The organism is Microbulbifer sp. NBRC 101763 (genome assembly GCF_040371615.1).
Taxonomy (GTDB): Bacteria; Pseudomonadota; Gammaproteobacteria; order Pseudomonadales; family Cellvibrionaceae; genus Microbulbifer; species Microbulbifer variabilis.
The window spans coordinates 390,970-412,004 of the sequence record NZ_BAABQV010000005.1; the positions used below are offsets into that span (position 1 = coordinate 390,970).

Consider the following 21,035-nt stretch of genomic DNA (forward strand, 5'->3'; position numbering starts at 1 on the left):
CACTCTATCTCTCGCCTCAAACTCACCATGCTATTAAAAGCATTTCAGGGCGTTGCAATCCACCTTTACCGTTGACTATGAGTAGATGTTGATGAGGGACTAAAATAGTCCGCAAGCTGCTCTTGGACGTGGGTTTCGGAAGGGGCTATCAAAATATTCAAAGACATGCATTATTGCAGAATTGTAAAGATCAATAGTCAATTCGACTTGCCCTAGCATTTGAGTGGGCTAAGATGATTGGGGTATCGTGAATCATATCGTTTCTGCTATACCCTTGGATATTCCTATAGCTGTCGCGCTCAACTCTGGGCAAGTAATCAAGACCGCTCATTTGGAATTAAAACTGCACAAATTATGCTCAACCGATGTATCACTTGCTACATCATTTGCGCCTGCGGCAGGTGTGTTATCCGCATTTTTTATTTTAGGTAAAATTCCAACATGCTCACAATTTATTGGCGGAGAAATATTAATGACTGGCTTAGCAAATTTTCTAGGTGCGATTTATCTACAACATGGAACAAATATTAAAATACACAATTCTATAAGTGAAGATGGAGTTGTGCGAACATTGGACACAGGGTATTGAATCAGCCATAAAGACATATGAAACATTTGAATTAAAAATTCATGACCAGAATATAGCCATGCAAAAGGATATTTATGTTTACACAATCTTCTCCTTTAATTAAAAAGCTACTTGTTGGTAACCGCAATTGGGAATGGATACCTATCTTGGTGGCACGTGTGTCATTGGGATTATTCTTCTCAGTATCTGGGTATAACAAGCTATTTGTACCCGAGAGGCATGCAGACCTAATAAATTTAATGAAAGAAATAGGAGTGCCCTTTCATGAATTTATGGCTATATTTTTAGCTTCTGTAGAATTTTTTGGTGGATTACTATTAATAGTAGGGCTTTTTTCAACAATTGTTGCGATTGTATTAATTATCGTAATGATTGTTGCTATCACCACCGTTGAAATTGAGCAGGTCATTCCCAAAGACATAGGGCCATTGGATTGGCTGAGCTGGTTTATTTACTTACCCCAAGTTTTATATATTATTTTATTTGTATGGTTAATAACTACAGGTCCCGGTCGATTTAGCTTAGATTATCTAATCGCTGATAAGTTAGGCATTAATAACCACAATTAAGGAAATTGGGCTGCTGTCATAGTTAGTACAGTTATTTATTCAATCTTAATCAGAATCTGGCAACCCCATTGAAAATATGTACCCCTGGACACCTACAAAACAGAAGTACAAATCGTCTAGTCTAATGGCCGAATAGAATACTTAGAAAAATTGAGAATCAGCTACATCCTTTAATATGAAATTCGAGTACCCTGAATAAATTGAAAAGCCCCCAAGCTTTAAGAGCCTATTGCCCGCCTTCCCCATTAAAGCCCATCACTTACTCTGCCGCCAGGCACCAGGCATCGCTCACAATGCTTCCCCACCGGGAAACACCCCGAATTGATCTTCAATAAAGATAAACAGGTTGAACTTGATTAAACTGCAAGATGCATCAAGTCTGGATTGTCGAACTAACTTGCTAAGTAATACACAGCTATAGCTAATAGCTGTCTTTTTTATTTATTGTTACCAGCCACAGTGCCTGAAAAATTATTGTAGTATTTAAACTCAAGTAAATTGCCCGCCGGATCTTTAACCACAAATTTACCAGCCTCATTTTCAGAATCCTCACCTCTCACTAGTGGTTCCAGTACAAATGGGATCGAATTGTCTTTGAGTAAAGCTAATATTTCACTCCACTGTTTTTTCTCTAGTAATGGGCCAAAGTGATCTATAGGCTTGGCTACCATTCCATCCTTTTCTTGATGTATAGTAATTTGATGCCCATAGAATATTATATCAATCCATTCTCCTGTATCTCGGCCTGCAGCACAGCCAAGTAGGTTTACGTAGAACTCCCTTGCCTTTTCTAGGTCTGGAACAACGAACGATAGATGAAACGGCTTGATATCTAGCTCTCCTTCCTCAAAAGTATAATCGCGGTAACCATGGACTACCCACTAGTAAAAGTATAAACCACCAAGACTATTGGCTGAAGAGGAGAGCTAAACAAAACACCAAGAGCCAGCTAGCCAAATTGGTACGACATAAAAGAGTAAAGTATATTCAACACCCCAGAACAACTCCTCAATCACCAGAAGCCTAGCTCCCACCTTTCCCTACTCTGAATCCACTGCCCTTGCGCTGACCAAACTGCGACTACAAGCATCACTTACCAAGATATCCCCACTTACTTAATACGGCTTCCGCTGCCTGGTTCAGCCTTAATATTGAAAACTTCGGCACAAACGCTGCCCGAGGAAAGTAGCAACCAAATATATAATAGAATTTTTTCATCGCCCACTCCAAACTAAAAATTAGCTCCTATTGTGTTGAAATTGGGCCGGATGAATATGTTCGATATTACCAGATTGTAGTTAAGATTCGTAATTAGAGTGCAGGAATAGCGCCATGAAATGCCAAGCCTTGAGAAACTTAAAGGACTGTGTCACTAATAGCCAGGCATGAATACATTTAAGTGGCGAAAGTAGACTATGAGTGAGCGGAGCCAAAAGTTAATACACTCCGGAAACACACGCAAGATCAATAACAAGTAAAATTATTGTGCTTGCCACTTAAATCAAACCCAACTTTAGCTGCTCAGTGGGATCGTGAAAAATATTGAAAGCAATTTTTTAGCTAGATATGCTTTACCATCAACCCAAAAACAGAATCTTCAATTGATATTAACCCATAATCTTAAAATGAAGTAAAACCTGAAAAAATATATCAACCCTACAAAGACCTAAGGGCAATGCTACATTTACTTATCTCGCCATTCTTCCCTAGCTTAATATTAAAAACAAATTCAGCCCAAACAATGGATCGGACGCCCATTAAGAACTCATTATTTTTGGTGCACATTACATATGTGATTAAAGAAGCAATAGACCTTTAACAAGGTACTCTGTAGTACACATTGTCATGATTGATTTCGAAGCCTAAGGAGTGATATAACCGCCTCGCACGGTTATTTCCTATCTCTGTTTTAAGCTCAATACGAATGGCTTTTGTTTCCTTTGCAAAATTTATCGCAGTCTGAATGAGTTGCTTAGACACTCCTCTTCCTCTAAAGCGGCTTGATACTCCTAAATCATTAAGAATCCACAAGCGCGAGAGTGCAAGGGAAGAATAGCTTGGATAGAGATTTATAAAACCCATTATCCCTGCAGTCTTCAAATCTACGGCGATAAAAAGAGCGGAGGCTTTGCTAGATAACAATTTACCTAGAAATTTCTCTGTTCTCACCAAATCCGATGTGTAGCCACAAAACACTCTATATTCGTCAAAAATGGAAGCCAAATCTGATACGTAGCTTTCATCGCACTGAATAATTTTCAAAGCTTATTCCCTGTTAGAAACTCATATACCCAAAGTAAAGTATTTCTCAAGCATCCTGACGAACAACCAAGCCACCAAAACCTATGAGCAAACTCCCACTTAAGCGTAAAATCCAGCGTTGAAACTTGCCTCTGACTGAGGACTGCTTCCATTTAGACAGCACCAAAGCCATTCCTAAAAACCATAGAAATATAATAGAGGCATGAACAGAAACCAGCAGGAATGCCTGATAATAACTTGTTGTTTCCACCTGGATAAACTGGGGGAAAGCTGCAAGATAAAACATTGATACTTTGGGATTGAGGATCTGGGTTAAAAAGCCTTCAACAAAATTTATATGGGAGGCTTGTTGAGCTGCTCCTAGCTTTGGTCTATTTGTAAGACTGTGCTTCGACCCCTTCGAGAAAGTAGAGACAATTGTCTTTACACCCAAATAAACTAGGTATGCTGCACCGAGGTATTTTATTACAGTATAAAGCTCAGCTGACTGCACAATAATCGCCGACAAGCCGAGAATGGAAATAGCTCCGTGAGCGAAGGTGGCTGAGACCAGTCCAAGAATATTATCCAGGCCCGGCCTTAACCCCTGGCCTGTTACAGTCTTGAGTATGAGGACGCTATTTGGCCCCGGAGATATAACCAATAAAAGCGATATAACGGCAAAAGCGAGCATCTCACTCATGGTACAAGGCGTCCTTTAAAAGAATAAGTGGCTAGACAGCTTGGTTGACCAAACCTATCTCTGGCTCAGCCGCCATTCAATATAAAAAGGTTGCTGTGCCAGTAGCAATCAACTCTTCCTTATCATTACTTAGCTCCATACGTGCAACTACCAGCTTGTTGCCAGTACGTAGGATAGAACCTTCACAGAGGAAGTGCTCTCCCCTGCCTGGTTTTAGGTAGTCCACACGCATATCCACGGTACCGAGCTTAGATAAGCGATCAGCTTTTTCCTTCCAATGTACGTCACCCATACGCTGGTAAGCGGCTACCATAGCAGTAAGACCACCGACGGTATCCAGGGCGGTGGCGATTACGCCACCGTGAAGAATTTTTTTCCAGACATTGCCAATCAGTTCCGGGCGCAGATCAAACCCCGCTGAAAGTGTGAGTGCCTCCAGGTCCAGGGAGCGCATTTCAAGTCCGATTTGTTGGTTAAAAGGAATCTTTTCAAAGAACCCTTTCACCAGTTCCTGAAACTCATGTGGTGAGGGCTCTGTCATAGTCGTGCAACCCGATTAAGCCCATCCAATGCAGCACTGCGGTACGCTTCTGCCATGGTGGGGTAGTTAAAGGTGGTGTTTACGAAATAATCAATCGTATTATGCGGTGAAGGCTGCTTCATTATGGCCTGGCCAATATGCACAATTTCTGCAGCCTCAGCACCAAAGCAGTGAATACCCAGAATTTCATGGGTTTCAATATGGAACAGGATTTTGAGCATACCCACCCGCTCACCGGAGATCTGCGCACGTGCTGTGTGCTTGAAGAGAGCACGGCCGACTTCATAGGGTACTTTAGCAGCAGTCAGCTCAGATTCCGTTTTACCGACCGAGGAAATTTCTGGAAGCGTGTAAATACCTGTAGGTGCATCTTCGATTACACGGTGACCACGCCCTGCAATGGCAGCCGCCACAGCCCGCCCCTGGTCATATGAAGCACTAGCGAGGCTCGGCCAGCCAATCACATCCCCTACCGCGTAAATATTTTCCACTTCTGTACAGTAATGGTCATCAACACTTAGCTGGCCGCGGTGATTGGCTTCTAGGCCAACATTTTCCAGGCCCAAGGAGTTGGTATTACCAGTACGGCCGTTACACCAAAGCAATGCGTCAGCGTGGATACGCTTACCGGATTGCATCTCCATAATTACGCCCTGCTCGTTGGGCAGTACTTGTGCATACTCTTCTTGATGGCGAACGGTTACGCCCATATCTCGCAAGTGGTAGCTCAATGCATCTGAGATTTCATCATCCAGAAATTCCAGTAAACTGCTGCGGGTATTAATCAGGTCCACCTTTACACCCAAGCCGGCGAAAATTGAGGCGTATTCACAGCCAATCACTCCCGCACCATAAATCATGATGGAATGCGGGGTATGCTGCATATCCAAAATCATATCGCTATCGTAGACACGCTCGTGACCAAAATTCACATCTGCCGGGCGATACGGACGGGAGCCAGTAGCAATAATAAATTTCTTTGCGGTGACAATTTCTGTGGCACCATCCGGCAGCTGCACTTCCACACTGTTAGCATCGCGGAATTTGGCTTCACCAACAATCAACTCAACACGATTACGCGCATAAAAAGAAGTGTGCATTTCCACTTGGTAGGAAATGACCTTGTTGACCGTTTGCATCACCTGCGGGAAAGTAAGGCGACGAGGCTCACCCAGTGCGCGAAACACGCTTTGAGTGTTGTAACGCATCAGCTGTTTGACCGAATGGCGCAAGGCCTTGGAAGGGATGGTGCCCTTATGAGTACAGTTGCCACCTACTACTTGGCGCTTTTCAATAACTGCTGCGCGCATGCCCTTCTTAGCGGCACTCATCGCGGCGGCCTCACCTGCAGGGCCCGAACCAATTACAACCAGATCAAACTTTTGCTCTGCCATCAAATGCTCTAATTCTGTTTTCCAAACGGAGCGAGATACGCGAGAGCGCTGCTCACTCATTATTTAATTACGATTATCAGCACCAGTTGTGCCAATGACATAAAACAACAAGCCCGTTGATCACGGGCTTGGGAGGGAAGCTGCTTACTTGCGCTTGGTTGCGTCATAAGCGAGATCTTCAGTAGCCATGCCTTTTTGGCGCTGGCGCTCTTGCTCTTTTTCGCACTCATCATCGTTGCCACCACAAATGGTGCAGTCCTGCTTCATACCGATATTATTCAGCCCGCCACAGGAACCCTTCAGGGGTTTGTTTTGAACCATGGCACCAAGGGCCATCCCTGCAACGACCAGTAGCATGGCAACAAATGCAAATATAAATATTGTCACTACTCAGACCTCTCAAGGTAAGGGGCAAAAGCAGCGCTATACCGCTCTTCAAACCCCTTGTCAGTTTTCACCAGCATAAAGACAGCCAGCTTTTCACGCTCTGCCAAAGCCATTCCCGCTTCGGCCCCAAGTACATTCAGTGCAGTGGCCAGGCCATCTGCCTCAGCACAGGTATCCGCTATAACAGTCACCGACGCCAATCGGTGCTTTAGCGGGCGACCAGTACGCGGATCTATGCTATGCGCATAACGTACCCCGTCGCGCTCGTAATAATTGCGATAATCACCACTGGTGGCCACTGCTTTACCACTCACAGCAATTGATTCCTGAACCATTTGCCCCGTTGAGTCAGGCGCCTCAATGCCAATTCGCCAAGCCTTACCTTTTGGATTCACACCAAGGGTACGCAGTTCACCACCGATTTCGACCAGGTAGTTAAGAATTCCCTGCCGCTCCAACAACATCGCAACCCGATCCACGCCGTGCCCTTTGGCGATGGCCGACAGGTCAATCTCCACTGGGCGCTCACGAGTAATAGTGTTCGGCTCTCGCGCCACCACAAGTGCATCGGAACCGATGACCTTTAGCAGACGGGCAATATCCGAATCTGAGGGAATAAGTTCGGGCTCTGGCTGGGGACCAAATCCCCACAAGTTAACCAGGGGTCCCACAGTCACCTCAAAGGCGCCTTCGCTGCGACGATAGATATCCAGAGACATCTGCACAATATCGGCGAGCGGTTCGCTAACCGGAATGGCCTCACCCACAGGACTGCGATTAAAACGCATCAACTCGGAATCATTGATGTAAGTGGACATCTCCTGGTTGACCTGTTGCAGCTCACTATCGATTAGCGTCTGCAACTGGCTGTGCCCAACACCTCGAGGAACATCGACAACCGTGATGTGATAAGTGGTGCCCATGGTGCGGCCACTGAGTTGCCAGTTCTCAGGTGTCGGTGTACAAGCAGAAAAAATTACAGCCACACAAAGCAAAAACAGGGCCGGAAGAACGGGCCCTGTTTTTGCTTTTTTCGGGGCTTTGATTGCGTATAGCAAACTAAGCTCCCCGTTTAACCACCGAAGTCATCGAGGAGGATATTTTCATCCTCCACGCCCAAGTCTTTGAGCATATTGATTACTGCGGCGTTCATCATGGGCGGCCCACACATGTAGTACTCACAATCTTCCGGAGCCGGGTGGTCTTTCAGGTAGTTTTCATACACTACGTTGTGAATGAATCCTGTGTAACCAGTCCAGTTGTCCTCAGGTTGTGGGTCGGACAGAGCCACGTGCCACTGGAAATTGTCAAACTCAGAAGCCAGGCCGTTGTAGTCATCTTCATAGAACATTTCGCGCAGGGAGCGAGCGCCATACCAGAAGCTGATCTTGCGCTTGGAGTGCAAGCGCTTGAGCTGGTCGAAGATGTGTGAACGCATCGGTGCCATACCGGCACCACCACCGATAAAGACCATCTCGTTATCGGTTTCCTTGGCGAAGAACTCACCGAAGGGTCCGTATACCTTGATCTTGTCACCCGGCTTGAGGCTGAACACGTAGGAAGACATCTGGCCAGGGGGCACACCTTCCGTGCGCGGCGGCGGAGTCGCGATACGGATGTTGAATTTAACAACACCCTTCTCTTCCGGGTAGTTGGCCATAGAGTAGGCACGTACCACAGGCTCAGTAACCTTGGACTCCAGCTTGAAGAAGCCGAAATGCTCCCAGTCACCGCGGTATTGGTCTTCTACTTCGAAGTCAGCAAATTTTACGTGGTGGGGCGGAGCCTCCAACTGCACGTAACCACCCGCACGGAAGTCAACGTTTTCACCTTCAGGCAGACGCAGGGTCAGCTCTTTAATAAAGGTGGCTACGTTTGGATTGGATTCCACAGTGCACTCCCACTGTTTCACACCAAATACCTCTTCCGGTACTTCGATTTCCATATCCTGCTTAACAGCAACTTGACAGGAAAGACGCTTACCTTCCTTTGCATCTCGCGGAGTAAAGTGTGCCGCTTCGGTGGGCAGCATATCACCACCACCCGCAGTCACTTTACATACACATTGCGCACAGCTGCCGCCGCCACCACAGGCGGAGGCCAGGAACAGGTTGTTAGCAGCCAGGGTTTGCAGCAGCTTGCCGCCGGCCGGTACGGTGAGAGTCTTCTCACCATTAACCAGGATATTGACGTTGCCGGTGTTTACCAGGCGCGAGCGGGCCGCAAGGATCACCGCTACCAGCGCCAGTACGATAACGGTAAACATCGCTACGCCGAGGATAATTTCAATACTCATTCTATTGTTTTCCCCGCTTAGATATCGATGCCGCCGAAGGACATGAAGCCCAGGGACATCAGACCAACGGTTACGAAGGTGATACCCAGGCCTTTCAGGCCATCCGGTACGTCACTGTACTTCAGCTTTTCACGAATACCGGCCAGTGCGGTAATCGCCAGTGCCCAGCCGAGGCCAGCACCGAAGCCATAGGCAACACTCTCACCAAACGCATATTCCCGTTCAACCATGAACAGAGAGGCACCCATGATGGCGCAGTTCACGGTAATCAGCGGCAGGAATACACCCAAAGCGTTGTAGAGCGCCGGTACGTATTTATCCAGGAACATCTCCAGGATCTGAACCAGTGCTGCAATTACGCCGATGTAAGACAGCAGGCCAAGGAAGCTCAGGTCCACGTCGGGGTAGCCGGCCCAGGCCAGCGCACCGTCTTTCAGCAGGTAGGTGTAGATCAGGTTGTTCACCGGTACTGTCAAAGTCAGTACCACAATAACCGCAACACCCAGGCCAATAGCGGCCTCAATCTTCTTCGATACCGCCAGGAAGGTACACATACCGAGGAAGAAGGCCAACGCCATGTTTTCAACGAAAACGGCGCGGATAATCAAAGAAATATAATGTTCCACGGATTAGGCCTCCTGCGCTTGGGAATTAGGCGCAATCTTGAACTCATCCTGCTCAACCTGGGCAGGCTTCCAGGCGCGAATTGCCCAAATGAACAAGCCGATCAGGAAGAATGCACTCGGCGGCAATAACAGTAGGCCGTTAGGGATGTACCAACCACCATTGCTCACGGTAGTCAGGATATCCACACCAAACAGTTTACCGGCACCGAAGAGTTCACGGATTACCGCGAGACCGATCAGGATTACGCTGTAACCCAGACCGTTTCCAAGACCATCAAAAAAGCTGGGCAGTGGCGGGTTCTTCATAGCGAAGGCTTCCGCACGTCCCATCACAATACAGTTGGTAATGATCAGGCCAACGAATACGGACAGCTGCTTGGAGATGTCGTAAGCCAGGGCCTTGATCAGCTGGTCAACCAGGATTACCAGGGAGGCAATCACGGTCATCTGTACAATGATACGGATGCTGTTCGGGATCTGGCTGCGGATCAGAGATACCGCAACGTTGGAACAGGCCACAACCGAGGTCAGAGCGATACACATTACCAGGGTAACCTGCAGTGAGCTGGTTACAGCCAGTGCAGAACAGATACCCAGGATCTGCAGCGCGATCGGGTTGTTGTTAAAAATCGGCTCTAGCAGAGTCTCTTTGATTTTCATGCTTATGCCTCCCCTGCTTTCAGGTTTTTCAGGAAGGGACCATAACCCTGGTTACCCAACCAGAAGTTCACCAGGTTATCAACACCCTTACTGGTCAGAGTCGCACCAGACAAACCATCTACTTCGTGAATCGCATCTGGGCTGCCAGGGTTTACCTGCCCCTTGATCACGTTGATGTCAACGTTGCCATCGGTATCGAAGACCTTTTTGCCAATCCACTGGGCTTTCCAGTTGGGATTGTCCACTTCGCCACCCAGTCCCGGAGTTTCCTTATGCTCGTAGAAGCCGAGGCCCGCTACGGTGTCGAGATTGCTCTCGAGTGCGAGAAAGCCATACAGGGTGCCCCATAGGCCGTAACCACGGATAGGCAGAATGATCTTATCCAGCTTGCCGTCTTTCTCTACCAGGTATACCTCTTTAGTATTTTCCCGACGGATAATTTTGGCCGTGTCCTCATCAGCGGGCAGCTTCTCGCTGGCAGAGGCAATTTTGGAAGCGGCACGACCGCTACCACCAGCCGGAGCCTGATCGGTGAACTTGCCGGTATTCAGGTCAACATATTTGATCTGAATATCCGCGAAGGCCTTCTCAACCTCAGCTTTGCTAGCGTGGGAATCCTTTAGCAGGCCCCCTGCCATCAGTACATTGCGCTTCATGTCCAGCTCGGCATTCGCCTGCTGGGCAGGCTTCAGCATTACCGCCGCAGTGGAAACCACCACGGAGCACACCAGGCACATTACCAGCGCGACAATCAGAGTACCGGTTACGGAATCTTTATTAGCCACGTGCCAACCTCCGTTTGATATTGGACTGCACCACAAAGTGGTCAAACAGCGGAGCGAACAGGTTGGCGAACAGGATCGCCAGCATCATGCCTTCCGGGAAGGCCGGGTTCACCACACGAATCAGGACTACCATCACCCCAATCAGGATGCCGTACCACCAGCGGCCGATATTGGTCATCGCTGCAGATACAGGGTCAGTGGTCATAAAGATCAGACCGAAGGCGAAACCACCCACTACCAGGTGCCAGTACCAGGGTACCTGGAACATCGGGTTGGTTTCGGAACCGATCATGTTGAACATAAACGCAGTGGCCATCATGCCCAGCAGGGTACCGGCTACGATACGCCAGCTGGCGATCTTCATGCCCATCAGGATTACTCCGGCAATCAGGATAGCCAGGGTAGAAGTTTCACCGATGGAACCATGTATCTTGCCAAAGAAAGCGTCGAACCAGGTCACCTGGCCAACAGCAGCGTTCACAATACCGTTCTGGATACCTTCGCTGGCCATGACAGACAGCGCAGTAGCGCCGGTGTAGCCGTCAACCGCAGTCCACACCGCATCGCCGGACATCGCAGCCGGGTAGGCAAAGAATACGAACGCGCGACCGGTGAGTGCCGGGTTGAGGAAGTTTTTGCCGGTACCACCGAATACTTCCTTACCGATAACCACACCGAAGCTGATGCCCATGGCCACCATCCACAGAGGGAGATCCGGTGGGCAGGTCAGGGCGAACAGGATGGAGGTTACGAAGAAGCCTTCGTTCACTTCGTGACCGCGCACAGCGGCGAACAGCACTTCCCAGATACCACCCACAATAAAGGTGACCGCATAAATCGGCAGGAAGTACATGGCTCCGTAGACAAAGTTGTCCCACAGGCTAGCTGGGTTGTAGGAGGTCAAAGCACCAATAATGGCGTGGCGCCAGCCGGACAGATCCGGATTGGTCATACCTTCGAGAATGGTGTTGGCCTGGAAGCCGATATTCCACATACCATAGAAGGCAGGGATCATCGCACAAGCCCAAACCGTGATCATAATACGCTTCAGGTCGATACCATCGCGCACATGAGCAGTAGTTTTGGTCTTGTCTGCCGGCTGAAACAGACCGGTATCAATCGCTTCAAACAGGGCGTAGAACTTTTCGAACTTACCGCCTTTATGAAATTTTGGTTCGATTGAATCGAGGAATTTACGCAGCATACTTACCCCTCCTTCTCAATACGGGTCAGGTTGTCCCGCAAAATGGGGCCGTATTCGTACTTGCCCGGACACACAAAGGTGCACAGCGCCAGATCTTCCTCATCCAACTCCAGAGCACCCAGTTTCTGGGCCATAGCGGTATCACCCACGATCAGGGAGCGCAGTAGCTGGGTCGGCAGTACGTCCAGCGGCATTACCTTCTCATAAGTGCCAACCGGTACCATGGCACGCTCGGAACCGTTGGTACTGGTAGTGAAATTGAACAGCTTGTTCTTGAACAGGCGCGAGAGGTAAATCGGGAATACGGAGAAACGCTTGTTACCGGCACGCAGGTAGTGCAGGAATGGGCGCTCATCGCCCTCTTCCAGAACAGAAATCTGGTTGTGGTAACGGCCCAGGTAACCCAAAGGACCTTCAGCAGTACGACCGCCAAATACCGAGCCGGAAATAACGCGGTCGTTATCACCTTTCAACTCACCGGAAGTCAAAGTTTCCAGGCTGGCGCCGAGACGAGTGCGCAGAAGACGCGGCTGCTTGACTTGAGGGCCGGCCAGGGAAACAACGCGATCGGTGAACAGTTTACCAGTGGCAAATAGTTTGCCTACGGCAATCACATCCTGGTAATTAATAGTGAATACACTGCGAGAACCGGAAACCGGATTCAAGTAGTGGATATGGGTACCTGACAGACCTGCCGGATGGGGGCCGGCAAAAGCTTCGCGGCGAATATTCGCAGCGCTCGGTACGGGGATATCTGCATCAGGGGCGGTACAGACGTAAGTGGTTTCCGCCAGCTTGGAAAGAATCTCAACGCCCTGAGAAAAGGCTTTAGGATTCTCGGCAATGACCACTTCTGGGTTGGCAGCCAGAGGATTAGTGTCCATCGCATTGATAAACACCGCTTCCGGTTTAGCGTCCAGTGCGGGAACGCGACTGAATGGGCGGGTGCGCAGTGCGGTCCACATACCGGATTCAACCAGGTTCTCAACGACCTGCTCGCGCGTCAGACCAGACAGCTTATCTGCGCTATAGCTTTGGAACTGTTCTGCTGCATCGCCGTCTATGCCAATCACAACGGATTGCAGAACACGGCGGGCACCGCGATTAATAGCAACAATACGACCAGCGGCCGGCGCTGTGTAGCGCACACCTTCGGTTTTTTTGTCACTGAACAGTAGCTGACCAAGATTGACGCGATCCCCTACAGCCACCGCCATTGTCGGTTTCATCCCGTGATAATCGGGACCGAGAACAGCAACGGTCTTGATCGCAGGCCCTTTGTGGATGACCTGCTCGGGCGCGCCGGATATGGGTAAGTCCAATCCCCGACGGATCTTTCTCATACGCCTATGCCTAAGTTTCTAGTTTATAAAATTGCAATACGGCCCACCGTTCCGGGTTCAAACTGACAAACAGTCGATCCCAGACTGGCGAGCCATACTGTGGAATTCCATGTAGCGAGGGCTTATGCCGTTTCACCCGTAGACCGGGCGGAAGGAAGCTAACTAAAAGGTTGTGCGCGCTAACTTCTCGGCGCACGGCCGCCCCGCAAAATCGCGCGCATTATAAAGATGGGACAGAGGCTTTACCAGCCTGGGAAGTCTTTAACTAACACTAAGTTGAGAAATTTTTACTGGAAAAACAGGGATTTGGAGAGATCCGGGCGGACGGCTACGAGAGCCGCCTCACCCCACTGGCCGGCCCCTGAGACCGACCTGGAGACTTTCAGCTGACGCCTCAGTCTTTCTTGGGGAACAACTCGTAACGAACGCCGGCCATATCTTCCAGGCAGCGAACCACCTGACAGCTATAACCGAACTCATTATCGTACCAGCAGTAAAGCACCGCATTCTTACCGTCAACGATTGTTGCATTGGAATCGAATACGCAGGCACGGCGGGAGCCAACAAAATCGCTGGACACTACTTCCGGAGAGTTGGTGTAGTCGATCTGCTGACGCAGCGGAGAGTGCAGAGCCACTTCACGCATGTACTCATTCAGCTCTTCCTTGGTGGCCTCTTTGCCCAAATTCAGGTTGAGGATCGCCATGGAAACGTTCGGGGTCGGAACACGAATCGCATTACCAGTGAGCTTGCCCTTTAGCTCTGGCAGCGCCTTGGCGACAGCTTTGGCCGCGCCGGTCTCAGTCAGAACCATATTCAACGCAGCTGCGCGACCGCGACGCTCACCCTTGTGGTAGTTGTCGATCAGGTTCTGGTCATTGGTATATGCATGCACGGTTTCCACGTGGCCATGCTCAACACCGTAGCCGTCCATCATAGCCTTCAGTACCGGCACGATAGCGTTAGTGGTACAGGATGCTGCGGAAAGGATCTTGTCTTCTGGCTTGATGTCACCGTTGTTGATGCCGTAAACGATATTCTTGATATCGCCTTTACCCGGAGCGGTCAGGATCACTTTGGAAGCACCTGGGCTTTCCAGGTGCTGACTCAGGCCATCTTCGTCACGCCATACACCGGTGCTATCCACGATGATTGCATCGTTAATACCGTGCTCGGTGTAATCCACCTCCTGCGGAGAGTTGGCATAGATGACCTTGATCTCATTACCGTTGCAGATCAAGGAGCTAGTCTCCTCATCCACGCGGATAGTGCCCTGGAAGGCGCCGTGTACGGAATCGCGACGCAGCAGGGAGGCGCGCTTCACCAGATCATTCGGGGCCTTGCCCTTACGCAGCACGATTGCGCGCAGGCGCAGAACGTCGCCGCTGCCAGCTTTGTCAACCAGCAAACGAGCAACCAAGCGACCGATACGGCCAAAGCCGTAGATCACTACATCCTTGGGCTCAGGCAAAGGCTTGCCAGCACCACTGGCATCCGCCAGTTCCTCACGTACGAAATCGTCTACAGACAGATTGCGATCGTCGCGCATAAATTTATTGGTCAGGGTTCCCAGGTCAATGTGTACAGGACCCAGGTCCAATTTGCAGATAGCTTCCAACACAGGGAAGGTTTCAAACTCGGAGAGTTCATTCTCCTCAACCTGACGCACGAAACGGTGCGCTTTCATAATGCTCAGAACTGAGCGATTTACCAGGTTGCGGCCGTACATATAAATACCGACGTTTTGCTCGCGGTTGAGCTTTCCGATCATCGGGATCATGGATTCGGCCAGCGCTTCACGCTGCTTCCAGTCCTTGAAAAAGTCCGCGGGCTTCGGTCGCTTCTGAGTCACTGTCAGACACCTCTGCAAAATATTAATAGGCAGGAAATCACGGCCTGATACCTCACCAGGGCCATGTGGCTGCGCATTATCAGTATTCACCTATGCCTACGCAACTGGGCAAAAAAAAGTCAAAAAAATGTAGTAAAACTACCTTTTCGCTAGCCCGCTGCCGGATGTAGTGCAATATCAAAAAAAGCGTAGCCGTTCGCAACCCAAAGCACAGGCACGGTTAACATAGACTGCAGCCAGACCCTTTCACGGCTACAATAGCCGCCCCTGGCACTACAGCAGATGAAAGCGCGGATATATAAGGAAAGATGACCGATATACAGCCCCTGACTCCACCAAAGTTTCTCAACAGCAATGACCGGCAATTCTGGGGGCAGCTGCATGGCGCAGCGGCCGCGCTCGCCGTATTAAACGCAGCTCGCAACAGCAAATCCCCGACACTGCTGATCACTGGAGATAGCCTTGAGGCGCACCGATTAGAGGTGCAATTGAAATTTTTTAACAAACCTCAGCGAGATGACGGCCCGGAACAGCCACTTGAGATCTTTCATTTCCCTGACTGGGAGATACTTCCCTACGATACTTTCTCACCTCACCAGGACATCATTTCCGACCGCCTTGCCACCCTTTATCGAATGCCCAAAATGGGCAGCGGCATTGTGATAGTGCCGGTAAGTACCCTGATGCACCGCCTACCCCCGTGCGACTATGTTGCCGGCAACGCCCTGATCCTGAGCGAGGGGCAACAATTTGATATCGACATCCAGCGGCGCTTATTGGAGCAGGCGGGCTATCACTGCGTGGACACCGTTTATGAGCATGGTGAATTTGCCGTGCGCGGCTCCTTAATGGATATATTTCCCATGGGCAGCCCGCTGCCCTATCGCATCGATTTGTTTGACGATGAAATCGAATCCTTGCGCACTTTTGACCCAGAAACCCAGCGCACTGTGGACAAGGTGGAAACGATTCATCTGCTCCCCGCGCGGGAATTTCCCATGCACAAAGCCGGACTTTCCGGCTTCCTGCAGAACTGGCATGAGCAATTCCAGGCCGACCCCAGCCTGGTACCTATCTACCAGGATATCAGCGCGGGCATAGCCCCAGCGGGTATTGAATACTACCTGCCGCTATTCTTCGATAATAAATGCGCGAACCTCTTCGACTACCTTCCCGAGAACAGCCAGGCATTCATTCAGGGGGATATCCAAGCAGCAATAGAAAGCTTCTGGCGTGAGGTCAGCAATCGCTATGAGAGCCGCTGCGGCGACCTGACTCGCCCTATACTACAACCCCGTCACATCCTGCTCGATGTGGATGAATTCAACGGTGCCCTCAAGTCCATGCCGAGAGCCATTTTCTCCACCGATACTCTGCCGGATAGTCAGGGCAACTACAATTTTGCCACCCTGGTACCGCCGACCCTACCCGTAGATGGTAAAGCTGAACAACCCATGGCAGCTCTGGAAAGCTACCTGATGGAATGCTCTGGGCGGGTGCTTTTCTGCGCGGAAAGTGGCGGGCGCCGTGAGGCATTGCTGGAACTCCTTAAAGGCATTCACCTGGCTCCCCCAGCCTTTGCCAGCTGGGAGGCGTTCCTGTACAGCGATGAAGCCATCGGCATCACCGTCGCCCCCCTTGACCAAGGGCTGCTACTTACTGACCCCTCCATTAATTTAATCGCTGAGCCGCAGCTATTCGGCGAACGGGTACTACAGCAGCGTCGCCGCAAGAAAGCTAAGGACGACGCAGACAATGCAGTTAAAAACCTGGCGGAACTGCGTATAGGCGCCCCGGTAGTACATATTGATCATGGCGTGGGTCGCTATCGCGGCTTGCAACACCTGGAGATCGACGGCCAACCCGCTGAATTCCTAACCTTGGAGTATGCCAATGAGGCCAAGCTCTATGTGCCCGTAGCCAGCCTGCATCTGATCAGCCGCTACTCTGGCGCTGATGAAGCCCTGGCTCCATTACACAAAATGGGCAGTGAACAGTGGCAGAAAGCCAAGCGCAAAGCCGCTGAAAAAGTGCGCGATGCCGCCGCCGAACTCCTGGATATTTACGCTCGCCGGGAGGCACGTGTCGGCCATGCCTTTGCCGATCCCAAGCTGGCTTACCGAGAGTTCTCTGCGGCCTTCCCCTTCGAGGAAACGCCAGACCAGCAGCAGGCCATTGAATCCGTGATTGGCGATATGCTGTCGAAGAAACCCATGGACCGACTGGTCTGTGGCGACGTGGGCTTTGGCAAAACCGAAGTCGCCATGCGTGCGGCATTTGTCGCCGCTCATGCAGGCAAGCAAGTGGCCATGCTGGTGCCAACGACCCTACTCGCTCAGCAGCATTTTCAATCTTTCCAGGACCGATTTGCAGACTGGCCTATCAATATTGAGGTGATCTCACGCTTCCGATCAGGCAAGGAAGTGGACAGCGTGAAAGAAAAAGTAGCCAGTGGCAAAGTGGACATCCTGGTCGGCACCCATAAGCTGCTACAGAGTGACCTGGACTTTAAAAATCTGGGACTGCTGATTATTGATGAAGAACACCGCTTTGGCGTACGCCAGAAAGAACGCCTCAAGAGTTTGCGTGCAGAAGTCGATATTCTCAACCTGACTGCCACACCAATTCCTCGCACTTTAAATATGGCAATGGCCGGTATTCGCGACCTCTCGGTGATTGCCACTCCTCCGGCGCGCCGCCTATCGGTAAAGACCTTTGTACGTGAGCGCGATGACGCCCTGGTAAAGGAGGCCATACTCCGGGAAATTCTGCGTGGTGGTCAGGTATATTTCCTGCACAACGAAGTCAAGAGCATCGAGCGTACTGCCCGGGAACTGCAAGAGCTGATTCCTGAAGCGCGTATCGGTATTGGCCACGGGCAAATGCGCGAGCGCGAGCTGGAACAGGTCATGAGTGACTTCTACCACAAACGCTTTAACGTGCTGGTGTGTACCACCATAATTGAGACCGGTATCGACGTCCCCACCGCCAATACCATCCTGATTGAGCGCGCAGATAAGTTCGGGCTGGCTCAGCTTCATCAGCTGCGCGGCCGAGTAGGACGCTCCCACCACCAGGCCTACGCTTACCTGTTGACACCCAACAAGCGCTCCATGACCAGCGATGCTGTAAAGCGACTGGAAGCAATCAGTGAAGCCCAGGATCTGGGGGCAGGCTTTACTCTGGCCACTCACGATCTGGAAATTCGCGGTGCCGGTGAGCTACTTGGCGAAGAACAGAGCGGGCAGATCCAAAGTGTAGGCTTCAACCTGTATATGGAGATGCTCGACCGAGCAGTAAAGGCAATTCGCGAGGGGCGCACACCCAATATCGATGAACCTCTGGAGTCTCCTGCGGTTGATGTCAATCTGCGAGTGCCGGCACTCATCCCTGAAGACTACCTACCCGATGTGCACGGCCGCCTGATGATGTACAAGCGCATTGCCAACGCTGTCGATCGCCAACAACTCAAGGAGCTGCAAGTAGAGATGATAGATCGTTTTGGCCTGCTGCCGGAGTCGGTAAAGCACCTGTTCCGCACCACTGAAATCAAACTGAAGGCGGATAAAATGGGCATTCGCAAGCTGGAAGCCTCTGCCGCCCGCGGCAGAATAGAGTTTGCTGACACAACCCAGGTAGACCCTCTCACCCTGGTAAAGCTGGTTCAAACCCAACCTGGCCGCTATCAATTGGCAGGCGCCAACCAACTAAACTTCAGCCTTGATGAGGAAGGTCCAGATCGCAAGCTGCAGGAAATCAATGAAGTTTTGGAGCGGCTAGCGCAATGATAATATCTCGCAGCCAGTGAGGTGATCGATCGACACCAGCAATTCCTGCTGCCAAAATTACCGACACCAAAAACTGGCTTCGGCCGCTCCTCCAGGCACCGACCATAGAAAGATGAAAAGTGGTAACTCCATGACCGTGAAAAGGATAACTCGCCTCTGCTCCACCCTAGCCCTGGCGCTCGCTGCTGCAGGCACGCAAGCCGCCAACTATGCAGGGAACACTTTCGAAATCGAGATGATCATTTTCGAGCGCCCCCAAGGCATGGCGCAGACTAGTGAAAACTGGCCAGCAAATCCACGCCTGGAGTACCCTTCCAACTGGGTGGACTTCGAGACCCGCCAGGAAAACCCACAACCGACCCCCTCTCCAGAAGCGGTATCTCTAACAGAGCTGGCCGGGGAAGAAATCAGCACCGATGAGCCGTTGGGATTTGAGCCGCTGGAAACCAATGGCGATAAGGTAGAGTCAGGAAGTCACTCCAGTTTACTCCTCTCGCCCACAGCAACCCTACTGGGCAACAAGGCTACTGCCCTTGCAAGAGGTGGTGACCGGATTCTGTTTCACAAGGCATGGCGCCAAATATTGAAGCAAAAGCGAAACTCCCCCGCCATTCTGATCGACGGCGGCGACACCTTCCAAGGCCACAGCCAACTGGGAGGCTCGATCACCCTGAGCGTCTCTCGCTATCTCCACATCAGCACAGACCTCTGGCTAAATGATTTTTCCACCCCAGCTTCCGTTGATGGCGTATTGTTGCCACAACGACCAAGGGTCGCCGTCGAAGCTCCACTGGAAATAAAAAGCAGGGCACAGTCTGAAGAAAACTATAAGAGCGTTGCGCTACAGGATGTCCCAAATTCCTTGTCAGACTATGAACCTGTAACGCTAAGCGAGCCCCAGCTGGAAACTGAGCATATGGTTTATGCCGCTCACACTGCCCGCTTGCAACATGAACGCCGCTTACGTAGCGGACAATTACACTATATCGACCACCCCGCCTTCGGTATTCTGATTGAAGTCCGCACCGTAGCTAAACCGACAGAAGAAGATATAAAAGCAAGCAATACCATAGAGAATAATATTTCGAATACTGGAAACTGACTAATAAAACCTTAAGCTAGCCAACTTATCCCCCACAACAATGGGGGGTATTACTTTAATCCTTTACCTCGCCAATCTACACTCCCCAAGATACAACCAAATTTAAAGTCAGTTAATAAATTTCGAATTAAGTACATTGCATGCAAAAAGACTAAAGAATAATTTTTTATAAACTAAATGCAGAAATCAGCTCTTATAACAAACCACTTTTTTCAACATACGCTTAATTATCAATTTCCTTTCCTTACATCCTTTTGATTGGACAATACATTTTCACTAACCGCAGAATTTTGGGGCACAATTGGGAAAGAAGCCTATAACATTAAACAGGTTTCAAATTGATTAATTCTAAAAATTAATGAGAGGTTAATTCAACTGGGTTAAGCGAGAGAATAAAACGAGAATCAAAATATACTGGCGGCGGGCATTTAGACCGTAGCAATATCAACAGTCACAAAATAGCCAACCTCTTAACCTACGGAAAAAAGGAACCAATCCAATGAAGGAAACGGAATAGAAAAGCGGACCTTTCAGCCCACTTTTCCAGAGGCGCTGGCAGAGCTGGCAGCAGGTATCTGCACAACCCTACACGACAACAGTTCTTTCAACGAGCGATCCGTAAATCACTCACAGGGAACAACATCTTCCGCCAGCAGTCCTTTGTCACCTTGTTGCATTTCGAACTCTACCGCCTGCCCCTCGTTAAGGGTTTTATAACCCTCGCCGCGAATGCTGCGATAATGAACAAAAATGTCTTCAGTTCCTTCTCCACAGGTGATGAAGCCATAACCCCGTGCGTTATTAAACCACTTCACAGTACCTGTAACGCGATCACTCATTGAGAAAACCTCATTATTGTTATTGCGCCTACCTCAATTACCTCAATACTACTTTCGGCAAGAGGGGCAAACGCCACCCCATTGTTAACAGACTGCTTCATGCAGAATGCTATCTT

The 21,035-nt window shown here is 50.0% G+C and carries 19 protein-coding genes; 4 read left to right on the forward strand and 15 right to left on the reverse strand.

Going from position 1 to position 21,035, the window contains the following annotated elements; all coding sequences use genetic code 11:
* Positions 1-247 precede the first annotated feature (247 nt).
* Together ABWV76_RS14585 and ABWV76_RS14590 are read left to right on the forward strand one after the other, a co-directional pair.
* Entirely contained in the window at positions 248-589 is a 342-nt protein-coding gene (locus ABWV76_RS14585) for a hypothetical protein (protein WP_353376385.1), read from the forward strand.
* 74 nt (positions 590-663) lie between these two features.
* Entirely contained in the window at positions 664-1,158 is a 495-nt protein-coding gene (locus ABWV76_RS14590) for a DoxX family protein (protein WP_353376386.1), read from the forward strand.
* 437 nt (positions 1,159-1,595) lie between these two features.
* Here the strand turns inward: ABWV76_RS14590 and ABWV76_RS14595 are convergent, their stop codons facing one another.
* The 14 genes from ABWV76_RS14595 to ABWV76_RS14660 form a co-directional block, all read right to left on the reverse strand.
* Complete coding sequence (locus ABWV76_RS14595; RefSeq protein WP_353376495.1) at positions 1,596-1,988, reverse strand: VOC family protein; 393 nt, start codon at positions 1,986-1,988, stop codon at positions 1,596-1,598.
* A 985-nt stretch (positions 1,989-2,973) separates the two neighbouring features.
* On the reverse strand, positions 2,974-3,420 hold the full coding sequence (locus ABWV76_RS14600) for a GNAT family N-acetyltransferase (RefSeq protein ID WP_353376387.1): 447 nt from the start codon (positions 3,418-3,420) through the stop codon (positions 2,974-2,976).
* Between the two features lie 46 nt (positions 3,421-3,466).
* Positions 3,467-4,102 carry a LysE family translocator gene (locus ABWV76_RS14605; RefSeq protein WP_353376388.1) on the reverse strand — a complete coding sequence of 212 codons (636 nt, stop codon included), beginning with the start codon at positions 4,100-4,102 and terminating at the stop codon, positions 3,467-3,469.
* A 76-nt stretch (positions 4,103-4,178) separates the two neighbouring features.
* Positions 4,179-4,643, reverse strand: a complete 465-nt coding sequence (locus tag ABWV76_RS14610) for a thioesterase family protein (protein ID WP_020413081.1) — start codon at positions 4,641-4,643, stop codon at positions 4,179-4,181.
* Complete coding sequence (gene sthA, locus ABWV76_RS14615) at positions 4,640-6,097, reverse strand: Si-specific NAD(P)(+) transhydrogenase (RefSeq protein WP_353376389.1); 1,458 nt, start codon at positions 6,095-6,097, stop codon at positions 4,640-4,642. The genes ABWV76_RS14610 and sthA overlap by 4 nt, the downstream gene beginning before the upstream one ends.
* Positions 6,098-6,181: 84 nt before the next feature.
* Positions 6,182-6,424 (reverse strand): (Na+)-NQR maturation NqrM, encoded by a 243-nt coding sequence (gene nqrM, locus ABWV76_RS14620; RefSeq protein WP_020413083.1) that lies wholly within the window; start codon positions 6,422-6,424, stop codon positions 6,182-6,184.
* The gene (locus tag ABWV76_RS14625; RefSeq protein WP_353376390.1) at positions 6,424-7,482 is read right to left on the reverse strand and encodes an FAD:protein FMN transferase; all 1,059 of its coding nucleotides are present in this window, start codon (positions 7,480-7,482) and stop codon (positions 6,424-6,426) included. Before ABWV76_RS14625 ends, nqrM begins: the two co-directional genes overlap by 1 nt.
* 14 nt (positions 7,483-7,496) lie before the next feature.
* Complete coding sequence (gene nqrF, locus ABWV76_RS14630; protein ID WP_020413085.1) at positions 7,497-8,720, reverse strand: NADH:ubiquinone reductase (Na(+)-transporting) subunit F; 1,224 nt, start codon at positions 8,718-8,720, stop codon at positions 7,497-7,499.
* A gap of 17 nt (positions 8,721-8,737) precedes the next feature.
* Positions 8,738-9,346 (reverse strand): NADH:ubiquinone reductase (Na(+)-transporting) subunit E, encoded by a 609-nt coding sequence (nqrE, locus tag ABWV76_RS14635; RefSeq protein WP_020413086.1) that lies wholly within the window; start codon positions 9,344-9,346, stop codon positions 8,738-8,740.
* Between the two features lie 3 nt (positions 9,347-9,349).
* Positions 9,350-10,006, reverse strand: coding sequence for an NADH:ubiquinone reductase (Na(+)-transporting) subunit D (locus ABWV76_RS14640; protein ID WP_020413087.1), 657 nt, complete (start codon positions 10,004-10,006; stop codon positions 9,350-9,352).
* 2 nt (positions 10,007-10,008) lie between these two features.
* On the reverse strand, positions 10,009-10,791 hold the full coding sequence (locus ABWV76_RS14645; RefSeq protein ID WP_353376391.1) for a Na(+)-translocating NADH-quinone reductase subunit C: 783 nt from the start codon (positions 10,789-10,791) through the stop codon (positions 10,009-10,011).
* Positions 10,784-11,995, reverse strand: a complete 1,212-nt coding sequence (locus tag ABWV76_RS14650; RefSeq protein ID WP_353376392.1) for an NADH:ubiquinone reductase (Na(+)-transporting) subunit B — start codon at positions 11,993-11,995, stop codon at positions 10,784-10,786. The genes ABWV76_RS14645 and ABWV76_RS14650 overlap by 8 nt, the downstream gene beginning before the upstream one ends.
* Positions 11,996-11,997: 2 nt before the next feature.
* On the reverse strand, positions 11,998-13,338 hold the full coding sequence (locus tag ABWV76_RS14655) for a Na(+)-translocating NADH-quinone reductase subunit A (protein WP_353376394.1): 1,341 nt from the start codon (positions 13,336-13,338) through the stop codon (positions 11,998-12,000).
* 394 nt (positions 13,339-13,732) lie between these two features.
* Positions 13,733-15,196: a glyceraldehyde-3-phosphate dehydrogenase gene (locus ABWV76_RS14660; protein ID WP_040628710.1), complete on the reverse strand. Its 1,464-nt coding sequence runs from the start codon at positions 15,194-15,196 to the stop codon at positions 13,733-13,735.
* A 302-nt stretch (positions 15,197-15,498) separates the two neighbouring features.
* Between ABWV76_RS14660 and mfd the strand changes: the two genes are divergently transcribed.
* On the forward strand, positions 15,499-18,978 hold the full coding sequence (gene mfd / locus ABWV76_RS14665; RefSeq protein WP_353376395.1) for a transcription-repair coupling factor: 3,480 nt from the start codon (positions 15,499-15,501) through the stop codon (positions 18,976-18,978).
* Positions 18,979-19,108: 130 nt separating this feature from the next.
* Positions 19,109-20,080 carry a CsiV family protein gene (locus ABWV76_RS14670; RefSeq protein WP_353376396.1) on the forward strand — a complete coding sequence of 324 codons (972 nt, stop codon included), beginning with the start codon at positions 19,109-19,111 and terminating at the stop codon, positions 20,078-20,080.
* Positions 20,081-20,703: 623 nt separating this feature from the next.
* On the opposite strand, the gene ABWV76_RS14675 is transcribed toward ABWV76_RS14670, so the two are convergent.
* A complete protein-coding gene (locus ABWV76_RS14675) occupies positions 20,704-20,919 on the reverse strand; it encodes a cold-shock protein (RefSeq protein ID WP_020413094.1) in 216 nt (71 codons plus the stop codon).
* Positions 20,920-21,035: the final 116 nt, after the last annotated feature.